We start from the raw sequence: 14,135 nt of genomic DNA, 5'->3' as shown, positions 1-14,135 counted from the left end.
AAACGCCCGGTTACATTCCGAACCCGGAAGCTAAGCCTCACAGCGCCGATGGTACTGCAGGGGGGACCCTGTGGGAGAGTAGGACACCGCCGAACTCCTTTTAAAGCTCCGGCTCTTGGGCATACCGCCCGAGAGCCGGAGCTTTTTTGCGTTGAGGTAAGGTCAGGGGGCATCGTTGGTTCATTTTCTAGTGGAGGCCCCCGGGTGGAGGTCCAGGAGACCCGCGTCCAGACAGACCGGGTCCTCACCATCCCGAACATCCTCAGCATGGCGCGTCTCGTCGGCGTGCCCCTGTTCCTATGGCTGATCCTCAGGCCCGAGTTCGGGGGCCCCAAGAGCGACGGCTGGGCCCTGCTGGTGCTGGCTCTCAGCGGGATCAGCGACTACCTGGACGGCAAGCTTGCGCGGCGCTGGAACCAGATCAGCAGCCTCGGCCGGCTTCTCGACCCCGCCGCCGACCGGCTCTACATTCTCTCGACTCTGGTCGGCCTGACGTGGCGCGAGATTCTGCCATGGTGGTTGACCGCTGTACTTCTGTTGCGTGAGCTGGTTCTGCTGGTGATGGTGGGCATCCTCAGGCGCCACGGCTATCCGCCGCCGCAGGTGAACTTCCTCGGGAAGGCCGCCACCTTCAACCTGATGTACGCCTTCCCGTTGCTCCTGCTCAGTGACGCAAGTGGTTGGATCGCGTCACTCGCTGCTATTTTCGGATGGGCGTTCGCGGGATGGGGTACAACGCTGTACTGGTGGGCAGGAGTCCTCTACGTGGTACAGGTCCGCCGCTTGGTCCGTGCGGACGCCATGGCCGACTGAACTTGCCGATTGGTAGCAGCAGTGGCTCGATGGCCCGCGGTCGAAAAGTGCGGGACAATCTGGACGGGTGAAGTCGGCTAGACCGTCGTCTCTTCTAGGAGGACGCTTCCGACATGAAGGCCGTCGTGATGGCTGGAGGCGAAGGCACACGCCTTCGTCCCATGACCTCAAGCATGCCCAAGCCGCTCCTGCCGGTCGCCAACCGGCCGATCATGGAGCACGTTCTGCGGCTGCTCAAAAGGCATGGGCTCAACGAGACCGTCGTCACCGTGCAGTTCCTGGCATCGCTCGTCAAGAACTACTTCGGTGACGGTGAAGAGCTCGGAATGGAGCTCTCCTATGCCAATGAGGAGAAGCCACTCGGTACCGCCGGAAGCGTCAAGAACGCCGAGGAGGCGTTGAAGGACGATGCCTTCCTGGTGATTTCCGGTGATGCGCTGACCGACTTCGATCTCACCGAGCTGATCAACTTCCACAAGGAAAAGGGCGCCCTCGTCACGGTGTGTCTGACGCGGGTGCCCAATCCGCTGGAATTTGGCATCACCATCGTCGATGAAGAAGGCCGTGTCGAGCGATTTCTGGAGAAGCCGACCTGGGGTCAGGTCTTCTCGGACACCGTGAACACCGGCATCTACGTCATGGAGCCCGAGGTCTTCCAGTACGTCGAGGCCGATGTGCCCGTGGACTGGTCCGGCGATGTCTTTCCGCAACTGATGAAGGAAGGCAAGCCGATCTACGGCTATGTCGCCGAGGGCTACTGGGAGGACGTCGGTACCCACGAGAGCTATGTGAAGGCGCAGGCCGACGTCCTGGAGGGCAAGGTCGACGTCGACGTCGACGGCTTCGAGATCTCCCCGGGCGTATGGGTGGCCGAGGGCGCCGAGGTGCACCCGGACGCGGTGCTGCGCGGGCCGCTCTACATCGGTGACTACGCCAAGGTCGAGGCCGGTGCCGAAATCCGCGAGCACACGGTCGTCGGCTCGAACGTCGTCGTCAAGAGCGGTGCCTTCCTCCACAAGGCCGTCGTCCACGACAACGTGTACGTGGGGCCGCACAGCAATCTGCGCGGCTGTGTGGTCGGCAAGAACACCGACATCATGCGGGCCGCTCGGATCGAGGACGGCGCGGTCATCGGCGATGAATGCCTCATCGGTGAAGAATCGATCGTGCAGGGCAATGTGCGGGTCTATCCGTTCAAGACCATCGAGGCCGGCGCGTTCGTCAACACCTCGGTGATCTGGGAGTCGCGCGGCCAGGCGCATCTCTTCGGAGCGCGCGGAGTGACCGGCATCCTCAACGTCGAGATCACGCCCGAGCTCGCCGTCCGGCTCGCCGGTGCCTATGCGACGACACTGAAGAAGGGGTCGACGGTCACCACGGCCCGCGACCACTCCCGGGGCGCCCGGGCGCTGAAGCGGGCGGTGATCTCCGCGCTCCAGGCCAGCGCCATCGACGTACGCGATCTGGAGAACGTACCGCTGCCCGTGGCGCGGCAGCAGACCGCGCGGGGGAGTGCCGGCGGGATCATGATTCGGACGTCTCCCGGGGTGCCGGACTCCGTCGACATCATGTTCTTCGACGGGCAGGGCGCCGATCTGTCGCAGGGCAGCCAGCGGAAGCTGGACCGGGTGTTCGCGCGGCAGGAGTACCGGCGGGCGTTCCCCGGCGAGATCGGGGACCTCCACTTCCCTTCCAGCGTCTTCGATTCGTACACCGGTTCGTTGCTGCGGAACGTCGACACGACGGGGATCGCGGACTCGGGGCTGAAGGTCGTCGTCGACGCCTCGAACGGCAGTGCCGGCCTGGTGCTGCCGAGTCTGCTCGGCAAGCTCGGGGTGGACTCGCTGACCATCAACCCGGGCCTGGACGAGTCGCGGCCGACGGAGACGGCCGAGATGCGGCGCCGTGGCCTGGTGCGGCTCGGGGAGATCGTGGCGTCCTCGCGGGCCGCGTTCGGCGTGCGGTTCGACCCCGTGGGTGAGCGGCTGTCCCTGGTGGACGAGAAGGGCCGGATCATCGAGGACGACCGGGCGCTGCTGGTGATGCTCGACCTGGTGGCCGCCGAGCGGCGCAGCGGGCGGGTGGCGCTGCCGGTGACCACGACGCGGATCGCGGAGCAGGTCGCGGCGTACCACGGGACCCAGGTGGAGTGGACGACCACCTCGCCCGACGATCTGACCCGGGTCGGCGGGGACGAGGCGACCATCTTCGGCGGGGACGGCAAGGGCGGCTTCATCGTCCCGGAGTTCAGCAGTGTGTTCGACGGCACCGCGGCCTTCGTGCGGCTCATCGGGCTCGTGGCGCGGACGCAGCTCACGCTGAGCCAGATCGACGCGCGAATTCCCCGCGCACACGTCCTGAAGCGCGATCTGGCGACTCCGTGGGCCGTCAAGGGGCTGGTGATGCGGCGGGTCGTCGAGGCGGCCGGAGAGCGCTTCGTGGACACCACCGACGGCGTGCGGGTGGTGGAGACGGACGGGCGCTGGGTGATGGTGCTGCCCGACCCGGCCGAGGCGGTCACGCATCTGTGGGCCGAGGGCCCGGACGACGCCTCCGCGCAGGCGCTTCTCGACGAGTGGGCGGCGGTCGTGGACAGCGCCGGGCGCTGATTTCCGTAGCACGCGCGCGTGCCGGACAAGTGTCCCCCAGGGGGCCTGTCCGGCACGTCGGTGGGGCCGTTCGGAGGTAGTGGTCGCGACATGCGACGATGTGCGGCATGCCGCAGCAGCCCCCCGTTCGGAGCACACCCGCGCGCCCAGCGCGCCCGGACGCGTCCATGTCGCTGCTCACCAACGTCATGGACCACAGCCTCGACGACGGCTATGCCGAGGCCGCCGCCCGGAAGAAGGGCGAGGGCGGGCTGCCCAGGACCCTGCGGGCGAAGCTCGGGCTCGCGGCCGGCCTCGTCCTCGCGGCGCTCGTCGTGACCGTGGGAGCCGCCCAGGCGCGCGTGTCGGCCCCGGTGGTCGCCAAGGAGCGCGAGGAGCTGATCGACCGGATCGACCGCGAGACCGAGGCCGCGGACGATCTGGAGAAGTCCGTGGACGGGCTGCGCGACGACGTGAGCGCGCGGCAGCGGCAGGCGCTGCGCAGCAGCGGGGGCGGTGACCAGACGTCGCTGGTGAGCCTGCTGGCGGGCGCGGTCGACGTGCACGGGCCGGGCGTGAAGCTGGTCGTGGACGACGCCGAGGAGGCCGGCACCGGCGGTGACGGCGACCCGCGGGAGACCTCGGGTTTCTCCGACACCGGGCGGGTGCGCGACCGCGACATGCAGCGCGTGGTCAACGGTCTGTGGGAGTCGGGCGCCGAGGCGATCTCGATCAATGGGCAGCGGCTGACGGCGCTGTCGGCGATCAGGGCCGCGGGCGACGCCATACTGGTCGACAACAAGCCGTTGGTGCCGCCGTACACGGTGCTGGCGGTGGGGGACGGGCAGAACCTGAGCACCCGGTTCCAGAACAGTGCCGATGGACTGTATCTGAACGCCCTGCAGGAGAACTTCGGCATCCGGACGGCGATCTCCGTGGAGGACGACGTCCGGCTGCCCGCAGCACCGAGTGTGATCGTACGAACGGCACAGCCGAGAACTGAGACGGAGAAGGGCACATCGTGATCGCCGTACTGGGCCTCGTCGTAGGAGTCGTGGCCGGGCTCTTGGTCCGGCCTGAGGTTCCGGCGGTCGTCGAGCCTTATCTGCCGATCGCCGTCGTGGCGGCGCTGGACGCCGTGTTCGGCGGTCTGCGGGCCATGCTCGACGGGATCTTCGACGACAAGGTCTTCGTCGTGTCGTTCCTGTCGAACGTGGTCGTCGCCGCGCTGATCGTGTTCCTGGGCGACAAGTTGGGCGTGGGCGCGCAGCTGTCCACGGGCGTGGTCGTCGTCCTGGGCATCCGCATCTTCTCCAACGCCGCGGCGATCCGCCGGCACGTCTTCCGGGCGTGAGGCCGATGAGCAACCAGGACGGCGATCAGGGCGAGAAGCCTGAGAACAGGCTGCGCAGGGAGCTGCCCGAGGAGGTGCCCGCGGCGCCCGCCGAGGAGCACGCGCGCGTGGAGGCCGACGGGCCCGAGCTGACCGGCCGGCAGCGGCTGGCGAAGGGGCTGTGGCCGCCGCGCCTCACCCGTGCCCAACTCATCGTGGCGGTGCTGCTGTTCGGGCTTGGCTTCGGTCTGGCCGTCCAGGTCGCCTCCAACAGCGACAGTGACAGCGCGCTGCGCGGGGCGCGTCAGGAAGATCTTGTGCGCATCCTCGATGAACTGGATGACCGCAGTCAGCGTCTTGAGGACGAGAAGCAGGGACTCGAGGAGCAGCGCCGGGAGCTGGAGAACAGCTCCGACCAGGCCGAGGAGGCCAAGCGTCAGACGGCCGAGAAGGAACGGCAACTCGGCATTCTGGCGGGCACGGTGGCTGCCCAGGGTCCCGGCATCACGTTGACGATCGAGGACACGAAGGGGACGGTCAAGGCGGACATGCTGCTCGACGCGATCCAGGAGCTGCGCGCCGCGGGCGCGGAGGCGATCCAGGTGAACGGCGTACGGGTCGTCGCCGACACGTATCTGTCGGACGCCGGCAAGGGCGTGGGCGTCGACGGGAACAAGATCACCGCGCCCTACGTTTTCAAGGTCATCGGCAAGCCGCAGGACCTCGAACCGGCGCTCAACATCCCTGGAGGGGTGGTGCAGACTCTGGAGAAGGAGCAGGCCACCGTTACCGTGGAGCGGTCGAGCAAGATCGTTGTGGACGCCTTGCGAGCGGCGAAGCAGCCTGACTACGCTCGGTCGTCGGCCCGGTGAATCGGGGGTGCATGGGGGACGTCCGGCAGGGGCATGAGGTTGCGGGGGGTCGACGCATCGATCGGGTGGTGCGTGGTGGAAACTGTCTGGTGGATACGGACGTTGTGAAGGTGTCCGGCTCGGCCGGTGTAATCAGTCAGGGTTCGTCCTGCCCCACGGGCGGGTCTGTTTCGGTCAAGGGGAATCGCCCGTGAAGTTGTTTGCGAAGTTGTTCGGCAAGAGCGCGCGAGAGGGCAACGCCAACGCGACCGCCCGTCATCGCGCACAGCCCGACGCAGAAGGGCAGCGGCCGCTGTTCCGGGACCAGGTGGCTGGTCCGGGCGGTGACATTTCCGGAGGTCAGGGCGCGCCGTCAGTTGACCCTGCGCAGTCCGGCGGCATAGGTTTCGGCCAACCGTCAACCTCAAGTGCGGGTGGAGGGTTTTCCCCTATGTCGGCCCTGGTGTGTACGAGGTGCGGTAACCGCAACGCGGAGAACAGCCGCTTCTGTTCCAACTGCGGCGCGCCGCTGAGGGCGGGGGCGGAGCGTCCGTCGGAGACCACCTCCACGATCTCGATCTCCGGTCTCGAAGCCTACGACTCCGAGGTCACCGGCCAGACGCAGTTGCCGGCGCTCTCGCCCGAGGCGCAGGCCGCGGTCGACGCGCTGCCGTTGGGCTCGGCGCTGCTGGTCGTGCGCCGTGGACCGAACTCGGGCAGCCGCTTCCTGCTGGACGGCGATCTGACGACGGCCGGGCGTCACCCGCAGAGCGACATCTTCCTGGACGACGTGACGGTCTCGCGCCGCCACGTGGAGTTCCGGCGCAGCCCGGACGGCTCGTTCACGGTCGCCGACGTCGGCAGCCTCAACGGCACGTACGTCAACCGCGAGCGGATCGACCAGGTCGCCCTGTCGAACGGTGACGAGGTCCAGATCGGCAAGTACCGGCTGGTCTTCTACGCGAGCCAGCGGGGCTACTGACCCGCCCTCGGACTCCGGTCCGGGGGAACCCCCCAGGGAAGGTCCATGCTTCAAACACCGAGGGGCGGTGTCGGCCACGGCACCGCCTCCGCGGACAGTGGGCTGATGAGCATCGGCACGGTGCTCAACGTGCTGCGCGACGAGTTCCCCGAAGTCACCATCTCCAAGATCCGTTTTCTGGAGTCGGAGGGGCTGATCGAGCCGCAGCGGACACCCTCGGGGTATCGCAAGTTCAGCGCGGGCGACGTCGAGCGTCTCGGCCATGTCCTGAGGATGCAGCGCGACCACTATCTGCCGCTCAAGGTGATCCGGGAGCACCTGGACGCCATGGAGCGCGGTGAGGCCGTACCCCTGCCGACGGTGGGTCGGCAGCGGGACGGTGAGGCCGGGGTGGATCAGGCCGAGGTACCGACCGCCGCCCGGATCGGCCGGGCCGAGCTGCTGGCGGCCGCCGGGATCGGTGAGTCGGAACTCGCCGAGTGGGAGGCGTACGGGCTGATCGTGCCGCTGGAGGACGGCGTCTATGACGCCGAGGCGGCCACGGTGGCCTCTCTCGTCGCCGAGCTGGGCCGTTTCGGCATCGAACCCCGGCATCTGCGCGTCATGAAGGCCGCGGCCGACCGGGAGGCCGGGCTCGTGGACCAGGTGGTCGCCCCGCTCAGGCGTCACCGCAATCCGCAGACCAGGGCCCACGCCGAGGCCCGTACGAAGGAGCTGGCCGGGCTCACGGTCCGGCTGCACGCGGCGCTGGTGCAGACCGCGCTGGGTGTGCGGCTGCCCTGAGGCCGTTCGCCCTGGGCGGATCGGCCACCCGTTCCCGGCCCGACTACCCAAACGTCTCGGACACGGCCTAGGGTTGCTGTGTGAATGAGCTCGATGTCGTAGGTGTTCGGGTCGAAATGCCCTCCAACCAACCGATCGTGCTCCTGCGTGAAGTGGGAGGCGACCGCTACCTCCCCATCTGGATCGGGCCCGGGGAGGCGACGGCGATCGCCTTCGCCCAGCAGGGCATGGCGCCCGCACGACCGCTGACCCACGACCTGTTCAAGGACGTGCTGGAGGCCGTCGGTCAGGAGCTGACCGAAGTGCGCATCACGGACCTGCGTGAGGGCGTCTTCTACGCGGAGCTGGTCTTCGCCAGCGGCGTCGAGGTGAGCGCCCGGCCGTCCGATGCCATAGCGCTGGCCCTGCGCACCGGGACGCCGATCTACGGCAGTGACACGGTGCTCGACGACGCGGGCATCGCGATCCCGGACGAGCAGGAGGACGAGGTGGAGAAGTTCCGCGAGTTCCTCGACCAGATCTCGCCCGAGGACTTCGGCACCAGCAACCAGTAACCGGGCGGGTCGCGCGGGACAGGGGCGACCCAGTGCCCGTCGGGGCGTACGGTGTGTGACGACGGGGTTTCCGGCGATTGCCAGCGGCCAGTGAGAGCGTCCTGCGGCTCACGCTCAGCGCATTCGGCTAGCCTTTCCCCGCGGTGGGGTACGGGAAACCACTCCTAGGGTGATTATCACTCGGCGTGCCGAGTGTGGCGATCGTTGACGCGCCCCTGGTGACTGCCTACCGTCGAGAAGGCAGGTCAAGGACGGAGGTCGGCGTGAGAAGCAGCGGCGACGGTACGGCTGGGGGTGCCCCCGGACGCGGGTTCGGGGGAAGCGGTCCGTACCCTCCCACGAGCTCTCGACTTCGTTCGAGTTGGGGCGACCCCCAGCACGGTGACGCGGCCGATCCCGCCCCGCAGCGGCCCTCGGCCGTGCCGAGCAGCGGAGGGGCGGCGCCCATGGCGTCCGAGCAGATCGGCTATCGCGGCCCGACGGCCTGTGCGGCCGCCGGCATCACCTACCGGCAACTGGACTACTGGGCCCGCACCGGGCTCGTCGAGCCGAGCGTGCGGCCCGCCTACGGGTCCGGGACGCAGCGGCTGTACAGCTTCCGGGACGTCGTCGTCCTGAAGATCGTCAAGCGGTTCCTGGACACCGGGGTGTCGCTGCAGAACATCCGCACCGCCGTGCAGCATCTGCGGGAGCGGGGCTTCAGCGACCTCGAACGCATGACGCTGATGAGCGACGGCGCCACCGTCTACGAGTGCACCTCGCCGGACGAGGTCCACGCGCTGCTCCAGGGCGGACAGGGCATCTTCGGGATCGCCGTGGGCGTCGTGTGGCGGGACGTGGAGAGCGCGCTGTCACAGCTGCACGGGGAGCGCGTGGACACGGGTGAGACCCTCGTCGGGCACAACCCGGCGGACGAGCTGGCACGGCGGCGCAACCGGGCGGTCTGACGCAGCCGGTCCTGCGGCGGCCTTGCGGCCGGTCGCATTGTCAGTGGTGTGGTGCAGCATCGGAGATGTGAGAAACGCGCCCACGATCCTGCATCTCGACATGGATGCCTTCTTCGCCTCGGTGGAGCAGGCGTCCAAGCCGAGCCTGCGTGGGAAGGCCGTCGTCGTGGGCGGCATCGGACCGCGCGGGGTGGTCGCCACCGCGTCGTACGAGGCACGCGTCTTCGGGGTCCACTCGGCGATGCCCATGGCCCAGGCACGCCGGCTGGCGCCGAACGCGGCGTATCTGTGGCCCCGCGGATCGCTCTACCGGTCCATCAGCCACCAGGTGATGGGGCTGCTGGCGGAGCTGTCGCCGCTGGTGGAGCCGCTGAGCCTGGACGAGGCGTTCGTGGACCTGGAGGCCGGCGGCGTGGCCTGGGACGGCGAGTCCGCGCGGCTGGTGGGGGTGCAGCTGCGTGCCGACATCAGGGCCGTCACCGGGCTCACGGGGTCGGTGGGGCTGGCCGCGTCCAAGATGCTCGCGAAGATCGCATCGGAGCAGGCCAAGCCGGACGGACTGGTGCTGATCGAGCCGGGCACCGAGCGGGCGCTCCTCGGGCCGATGTCGGTGCGGACGCTGCCCGGGGTGGGGCCCGCGACCGGCGATCATCTGCGGCGGGCCGGGATCACCACGGTCGACGAGATCGTCGAGGCCGGCGAGGACGAGCTGGTACGGCTGCTGGGCAAGGCGCACGGGCACGGGCTGTACGCGATGGCGCTGGCACGGGACGACCGGCCGGTGGTCGCCGAGCGGGAGACGAAGTCGGTGTCGGTCGAGGACACGTATGACGTGGACATCCACGACCGGGTACGGGTGGGGCTGGAGGTGCAGCGGCTGGCCGACCGCTGTGTGCGGCGGCTGCGGGGGGCCGGGCTGTCGGGGCGGACGATCGTGCTCAAGGTGCGGCGGTACGACTTCTCCACGCTGACCCGGTCCGAGACGTTGCGGGGGCCCACGGACGATCCCGCGGTGGTGCGGGAGGCGGCCCTGCGGCTGCTGGACTCCGTGGACACGACCGGTGGGGTGCGGTTGCTCGGGGTGGGGGTCTCGGGGCTCGCCGACTTCACCCAGGAGGACCTGTTCGCGCAGGTGGCGGAAGCGGCTGGGGCCGCGGAGGCTGCGGAGATGGATGAGGCGGAGGAGTCGAGGGGCGAGGTGGCCGCGGAGGAAGGTGTGGAGGAGGCGGGGGTGTCGGGGGCTGCGGAGCGGTTGTGGCGGCCGGGGCACGATGTGCGGCATGCCGAGTACGGGCATGGGTGGGTGCAGGGGAGTGGGCTGGGGAGGGTGACGGTGCGGTTCGAGACGCCGCAGGATGTGGAGCCGGGGCGGGTGCGGACGTTCTGGGCCGATGATCCCGCGTTGGAGCCGGCTGATCCGTTGCCGTTGGTGGTGGGGAGGGCGGGGGTTTCGGTGGACGGGGGCTGAGGTGTGAGCGGGGTGGGAGTGGGCGGGGGCTGCGCAGCCCGGCGCCGCGGGGTGCCGCTGCGCCCACCCGTGCCGCCCCAGCGGCACGATGACCCGCAGCTACGTCGGCGTGCGAGTCAGGCGTCGGCGTCCTCTGTGCCTGCCAAGTTGCCGAAGTCGTGGTCCGGGAGCGGGGGTGGGGCGGCTGTGTCGAGGCCGTAGTGGTGGTAGAGCTGGAGTTCCTGTTCCGGGGAGAGGTGGCGGCCCACTCCGAAGTCCGGGGCGTCCTTGATCAGGGCCCGGTCGAAGGGGACGTGGAGGGTGCCCTCGATCAGCTCGCTGGGCTCCAGGGGGACGAAGGCGTCCCTGCTGAACAGGCCGGTGCGTATGGCCGCCCACTCCGGCACACCGGTCGCGTCGTCGAGGTACACCTCGTCGATGGTGCCGATCTTGGTGCCGCTGCGGTCGAACGCCTTGCGGCCGATCAGGTTGCGCGGATCGATATCGGTCTGCACGGTCCCTCCACTTGGTCGCAACTCATCCGTAAGCACTACAAAAGAGCACATTCGGCCGGGCGGCCACTCGAAGGCTGCCTCGTTGACCTCGCTGGTAGGCTGGCTTTTGGCTGCTGACCCCGTGCGGGAGAGTCCTCCGGACATCGTCGGAGGCGCCGAAGGAGCAAATCCTCCCCGGAATCTCTCAGGCTCACGTACCGCACGGACGAGGTCACTCTGGAAAGCAGAGCGGGTGTCGACGGCTTCCGCTCTCACCGACGGTGAAAACCGGGCGCTCTCGGGCGGCCCGGTGAAGCTCTCAGGTTGAGATGACAGAGGGGGAGGCCGTCGGGGCACCCGTGCCGAGGTGCCCCTCGAAGGTCGCGTCAGACCAGGAGGCCTCCGCAATGACCGCCCACCGCATTCCGCTCTCCGAGCTCGAACAGGGCATTCCCTTCGAGCAGCGCCACATCGGGCCCGACCAGGAGGCGCGGGCCAAGATGCTCGCCCACATCGGGTACGGCTCGCTCGACGAGCTGACCGCCGCCGCGGTGCCGGATGTGATCAAGAACGCCGAGGCCCTGAAGCTGCCGGGCGCCCGCACCGAGGCCGAGGTCCTGGCCGAGCTGCGCTCCCTCGCCGACCGCAACCAGGTGCTGGGCTCGATGATCGGCCTCGGGTACTACGGCACCTTCACCCCGCCCGTCATCCTGCGCAACGTGATGGAGAACCCGGCCTGGTACACGGCCTACACGCCGTACCAGCCCGAGATCTCCCAGGGCCGCCTTGAGGCCCTCCTGAACTTCCAGACCATGGTCGCCGACCTCACCGGACTGCCGACGTCCGGTGCGTCGCTGCTCGACGAGGGCACGGCCGCGGCCGAGGCCATGGCTCTCTCCCGGCGCATGGGCAAGAACAAGAAGGGCCTGTTCCTGGTCGACGCGGACGCCCTGCCGCAGACCATCGCCGTGATCGAGACCCGCGCGGAGCCGACCGGTGTCGAGGTCGTCGTCGCCGACCTCAGCGAGGGGATCCCGGCCGACATCGCCGCACGTGAGATCAACGGCGTGCTCGTCCAGTACCCGGGCGCCTCCGGGGCCGTACGCGACATCAAGCCGCTCATCGACCAGGCACACGCCCTGGGCGCCCTCGTCACCGTCGCCGCCGACCTGCTCGCGCTGACCCTGCTGAAGTCCCCCGGTGAGCTGGGCGCGGACATCGCGGTCGGCACGACGCAGCGCTTCGGTGTTCCGATGGGCTTCGGTGGACCGCACGCGGGCTACATGGCGGTGCACGAGAAGTTCGCGCGCAGCCTGCCCGGGCGGCTCGTGGGCGTGTCCGTGGACGCGGACGGCAACAGGGCGTACCGGCTGGCGCTGCAGACGCGTGAGCAGCACATCCGGCGGGAGAAGGCGACCAGCAACATCTGTACGGCGCAGGTGCTGCTCGCCGTCATGGCCGGCATGTACGCCGTCTACCACGGGCCCGAGGGCCTGCGGAGCATCGCCTGGCGGACCCACCGCTACGCCACGATCCTCGCCGCCGGCCTCACCCGCGGCGGAGTCGACGTGGTGCACGGCGGTTACTTCGACACGCTCACCGCGCGGGTCGAGGGGCGGGCCGCCGAGGTCGTGGCCGCGGCGCGCGCGAACGGCGTCAACCTGCGCCTGGTCGACGCCGACCACGTCTCCCTCGCCGTGGACGAGACCACCACGCGGGCCCAGCTGACCGCCGTATGGACGGCGTTCGGGGTCGACGGCGACGTGGCGGCGCTGGACGCGGAGGCGGAGGACACGCTGCCGGAGGCGCTGCTGCGCTCCGACGACTTCCTGACCCACCCCGTCTTCCACCAGCACCGCTCCGAGACCGCGATGCTGCGCTACCTGCGCCGGCTCGCCGACCGCGACTACGCGCTCGACCGCGGCATGATCCCGCTGGGCTCCTGCACCATGAAGCTCAACGCGACCACCGAGATGGAGCCGGTGACCTGGCCGGAGTTCGGGCAGCTGCACCCCTTCGCGCCCGAGGAGCAGGCCGCGGGCTACCTCACGCTCATCCGTGAGCTGGAGGAGCGGCTCGCCGAGGTGACCGGGTACGACAAGGTGTCGCTGCAGCCGAACGCCGGGTCGCAGGGCGAGCTGGCCGGTCTGCTCGCCGTGCGCGGGTACCACCGGGCCAACGGGGACGAGCAGCGGACCGTGTGCCTCATCCCGTCGTCCGCGCACGGCACCAACGCGGCCAGCGCCGTCATGGCGGGGATGAAGGTCGTCGTCGTGAAGACCGCCGAGGACGGCGAGATCGATGTCGAGGACCTGCGGGCGAAGATCGAGCAGCACCGGGACGAGCTCGCGGTGCTGATGATCACCTACCCCTCGACGCACGGCGTGTTCGAGGAGCACGTCGCCGACATCTGCGCCCAGGTGCACGAGGCGGGCGGGCAGGTGTACGTCGACGGCGCCAACCTGAACGCGCTGGTGGGTCTGGCCAAGCCGGGGCACTTCGGCGGCGACGTCTCGCACCTGAACCTGCACAAGACGTTCTGCATCCCGCACGGCGGCGGCGGCCCGGGCGTCGGTCCGGTGGCGGTGCGCGCGCACCTCGCGCCGTACCTGCCGAACCACCCGATGCAGCCGGCGGCCGGGCCGGAGACGGGTGTGGGCCCGATCTCCGCCGCCCCGTGGGGCTCGGCGGGCATCCTGCCGATCTCCTGGGCGTACGTGCGGCTCATGGGCGGCGAGGGGCTGAAGCGGGCCACGCAGGTGGCCGTGCTGTCCGCCAACTACATCGCCAAGCGGCTGGAGCCGCACTACCCGGTGCTCTACACGGGCCCGGGCGGGCTGGTGGCGCACGAGTGCATCATCGACCTGCGGCCGCTGACCAAGGCGACCGGTGTGACCGTGGACGACGTCGCCAAGCGGCTGATCGACTACGGCTTCCACGCGCCGACGATGTCCTTCCCGGTGGCCGGCACGCTGATGATCGAGCCGACCGAGTCCGAGGACCTGGGCGAGCTGGATCGATTCTGCGATGCGATGATCGCCATCCGTGCGGAGATCGAGAAGGTCGGCGCGGGCGAGTGGCCGGCCGAGGACAACCCGCTGCACAACGCGCCGCACACCGCCGGTGCGCTGGGCGGGGCGTGGGAGCACGCCTACTCGCGTGAGGAGGCCGTCTTCCCGGCCGGTGTGTCCGTCGCCGACAAGTACTGGCCGCCGGTGCGCCGGATCGACCAGGCGTTCGGTGACCGCAACCTGGTGTGCTCCTGCCCGCCGCTGGACGCGTACCAGGACTGAGTGCCCGGTCCTGAGCGCCGGGTCGGCGTCCGGAACGGCTGAAGGGCCCC

At 69.4% G+C, this 14,135-nt stretch carries 11 protein-coding genes, 1 rRNA gene, 1 pseudogene and 1 riboswitch; of the genes and pseudogenes, 12 read left to right on the top strand and 1 reads right to left on the bottom strand.

What is annotated here, in order from left to right:
• From rrf to ACZ5NW_RS32565, 11 genes and pseudogenes are all read left to right on the top strand, one after another.
• Nucleotides 1-95: ribosomal RNA gene (gene rrf / locus ACZ5NW_RS32615) — 5S ribosomal RNA — on the top strand; the annotation flags it as partial.
• A 109-nt stretch (nucleotides 96-204) separates the two neighbouring features.
• On the top strand, nucleotides 205-813 hold the full coding sequence (locus ACZ5NW_RS32610; protein WP_468747599.1) for a CDP-alcohol phosphatidyltransferase family protein: 609 nt from the start codon (nucleotides 205-207) through the stop codon (nucleotides 811-813).
• Nucleotides 814-926: 113 nt separating this feature from the next.
• Nucleotides 927-3,422, top strand: coding sequence for a sugar phosphate nucleotidyltransferase (locus ACZ5NW_RS32605; RefSeq protein WP_468747598.1), 2,496 nt, complete (start codon nucleotides 927-929; stop codon nucleotides 3,420-3,422).
• A 167-nt stretch (nucleotides 3,423-3,589) separates the two neighbouring features.
• Nucleotides 3,590-4,426: a DUF881 domain-containing protein gene (locus ACZ5NW_RS32600; RefSeq protein ID WP_468747597.1), complete on the top strand. Its 837-nt coding sequence runs from the start codon at nucleotides 3,590-3,592 to the stop codon at nucleotides 4,424-4,426.
• A complete protein-coding gene (locus ACZ5NW_RS32595) occupies nucleotides 4,423-4,755 on the top strand; it encodes a small basic family protein (RefSeq protein ID WP_003988855.1) in 333 nt (110 codons plus the stop codon). The genes ACZ5NW_RS32600 and ACZ5NW_RS32595 overlap by 4 nt, the downstream gene beginning before the upstream one ends.
• Nucleotides 4,756-4,760: 5 nt before the next feature.
• Complete coding sequence (locus tag ACZ5NW_RS32590) at nucleotides 4,761-5,606, top strand: DUF881 domain-containing protein (protein WP_468747596.1); 846 nt, start codon at nucleotides 4,761-4,763, stop codon at nucleotides 5,604-5,606.
• An 82-nt stretch (nucleotides 5,607-5,688) separates the two neighbouring features.
• Nucleotides 5,689-6,567, top strand: coding sequence for an FHA domain-containing protein (locus ACZ5NW_RS32585; RefSeq protein ID WP_468747610.1), 879 nt, complete (start codon nucleotides 5,689-5,691; stop codon nucleotides 6,565-6,567).
• Nucleotides 6,568-6,612: 45 nt separating this feature from the next.
• Entirely contained in the window at nucleotides 6,613-7,350 is a 738-nt protein-coding gene (ftsR, locus tag ACZ5NW_RS32580; RefSeq protein WP_468747595.1) for a transcriptional regulator FtsR, read from the top strand.
• Nucleotides 7,351-7,430: 80 nt separating this feature from the next.
• The gene (locus ACZ5NW_RS32575; RefSeq protein ID WP_004934251.1) at nucleotides 7,431-7,904 is read left to right on the top strand and encodes a bifunctional nuclease family protein; all 474 of its coding nucleotides are present in this window, start codon (nucleotides 7,431-7,433) and stop codon (nucleotides 7,902-7,904) included.
• Between the two features lie 263 nt (nucleotides 7,905-8,167).
• Nucleotides 8,168-8,851, top strand: coding sequence for a MerR family transcriptional regulator (locus ACZ5NW_RS32570; RefSeq protein WP_468747594.1), 684 nt, complete (start codon nucleotides 8,168-8,170; stop codon nucleotides 8,849-8,851).
• Nucleotides 8,852-8,918: 67 nt separating this feature from the next.
• A pseudogene (locus tag ACZ5NW_RS32565) lies at nucleotides 8,919-10,520 on the top strand (DNA polymerase IV).
• On the opposite strand, the gene ACZ5NW_RS32560 reads toward ACZ5NW_RS32565, so the two are convergent.
• Entirely contained in the window at nucleotides 10,436-10,813 is a 378-nt protein-coding gene (locus tag ACZ5NW_RS32560; protein ID WP_468747593.1) for a PRC-barrel domain-containing protein, read from the bottom strand. The pseudogene ACZ5NW_RS32565 and the gene ACZ5NW_RS32560 overlap by 85 nt on opposite strands.
• 114 nt (nucleotides 10,814-10,927) lie before the next feature.
• Nucleotides 10,928-11,023: riboswitch (glycine riboswitch) on the top strand.
• A gap of 176 nt (nucleotides 11,024-11,199) precedes the next feature.
• Here ACZ5NW_RS32560 and gcvP point away from each other — a divergent pair.
• On the top strand, nucleotides 11,200-14,085 hold the full coding sequence (gene gcvP, locus ACZ5NW_RS32555; RefSeq protein ID WP_468747592.1) for an aminomethyl-transferring glycine dehydrogenase: 2,886 nt from the start codon (nucleotides 11,200-11,202) through the stop codon (nucleotides 14,083-14,085).
• Nucleotides 14,086-14,135: the final 50 nt, after the last annotated feature.

The sequence above is a fragment of the Streptomyces sp. NPDC032126 genome (assembly GCF_055580085.1).
This window is presented reverse-complemented; position numbering and strand designations above follow the sequence as displayed.

Excerpts from the sequence above, each read along its gene's own strand:
- ACZ5NW_RS32605 (WP_468747598.1), top strand. The coding sequence starts at position 927 with ATGAAGGCCGTCGTGATGGCTGGAGGCGAAGGCACACGCCTTCGTCCC.
- ACZ5NW_RS32600 (WP_468747597.1), top strand. The coding sequence starts at position 3,590 with ATGTCGCTGCTCACCAACGTCATGGACCACAGCCTCGACGACGGCTAT.
- ACZ5NW_RS32590 (WP_468747596.1), top strand. The coding sequence starts at position 4,761 with ATGAGCAACCAGGACGGCGATCAGGGCGAGAAGCCTGAGAACAGGCTG.
- ftsR (WP_468747595.1), top strand. The coding sequence starts at position 6,613 with ATGCTTCAAACACCGAGGGGCGGTGTCGGCCACGGCACCGCCTCCGCG.
- gcvP (WP_468747592.1), top strand. The coding sequence starts at position 11,200 with ATGACCGCCCACCGCATTCCGCTCTCCGAGCTCGAACAGGGCATTCCC.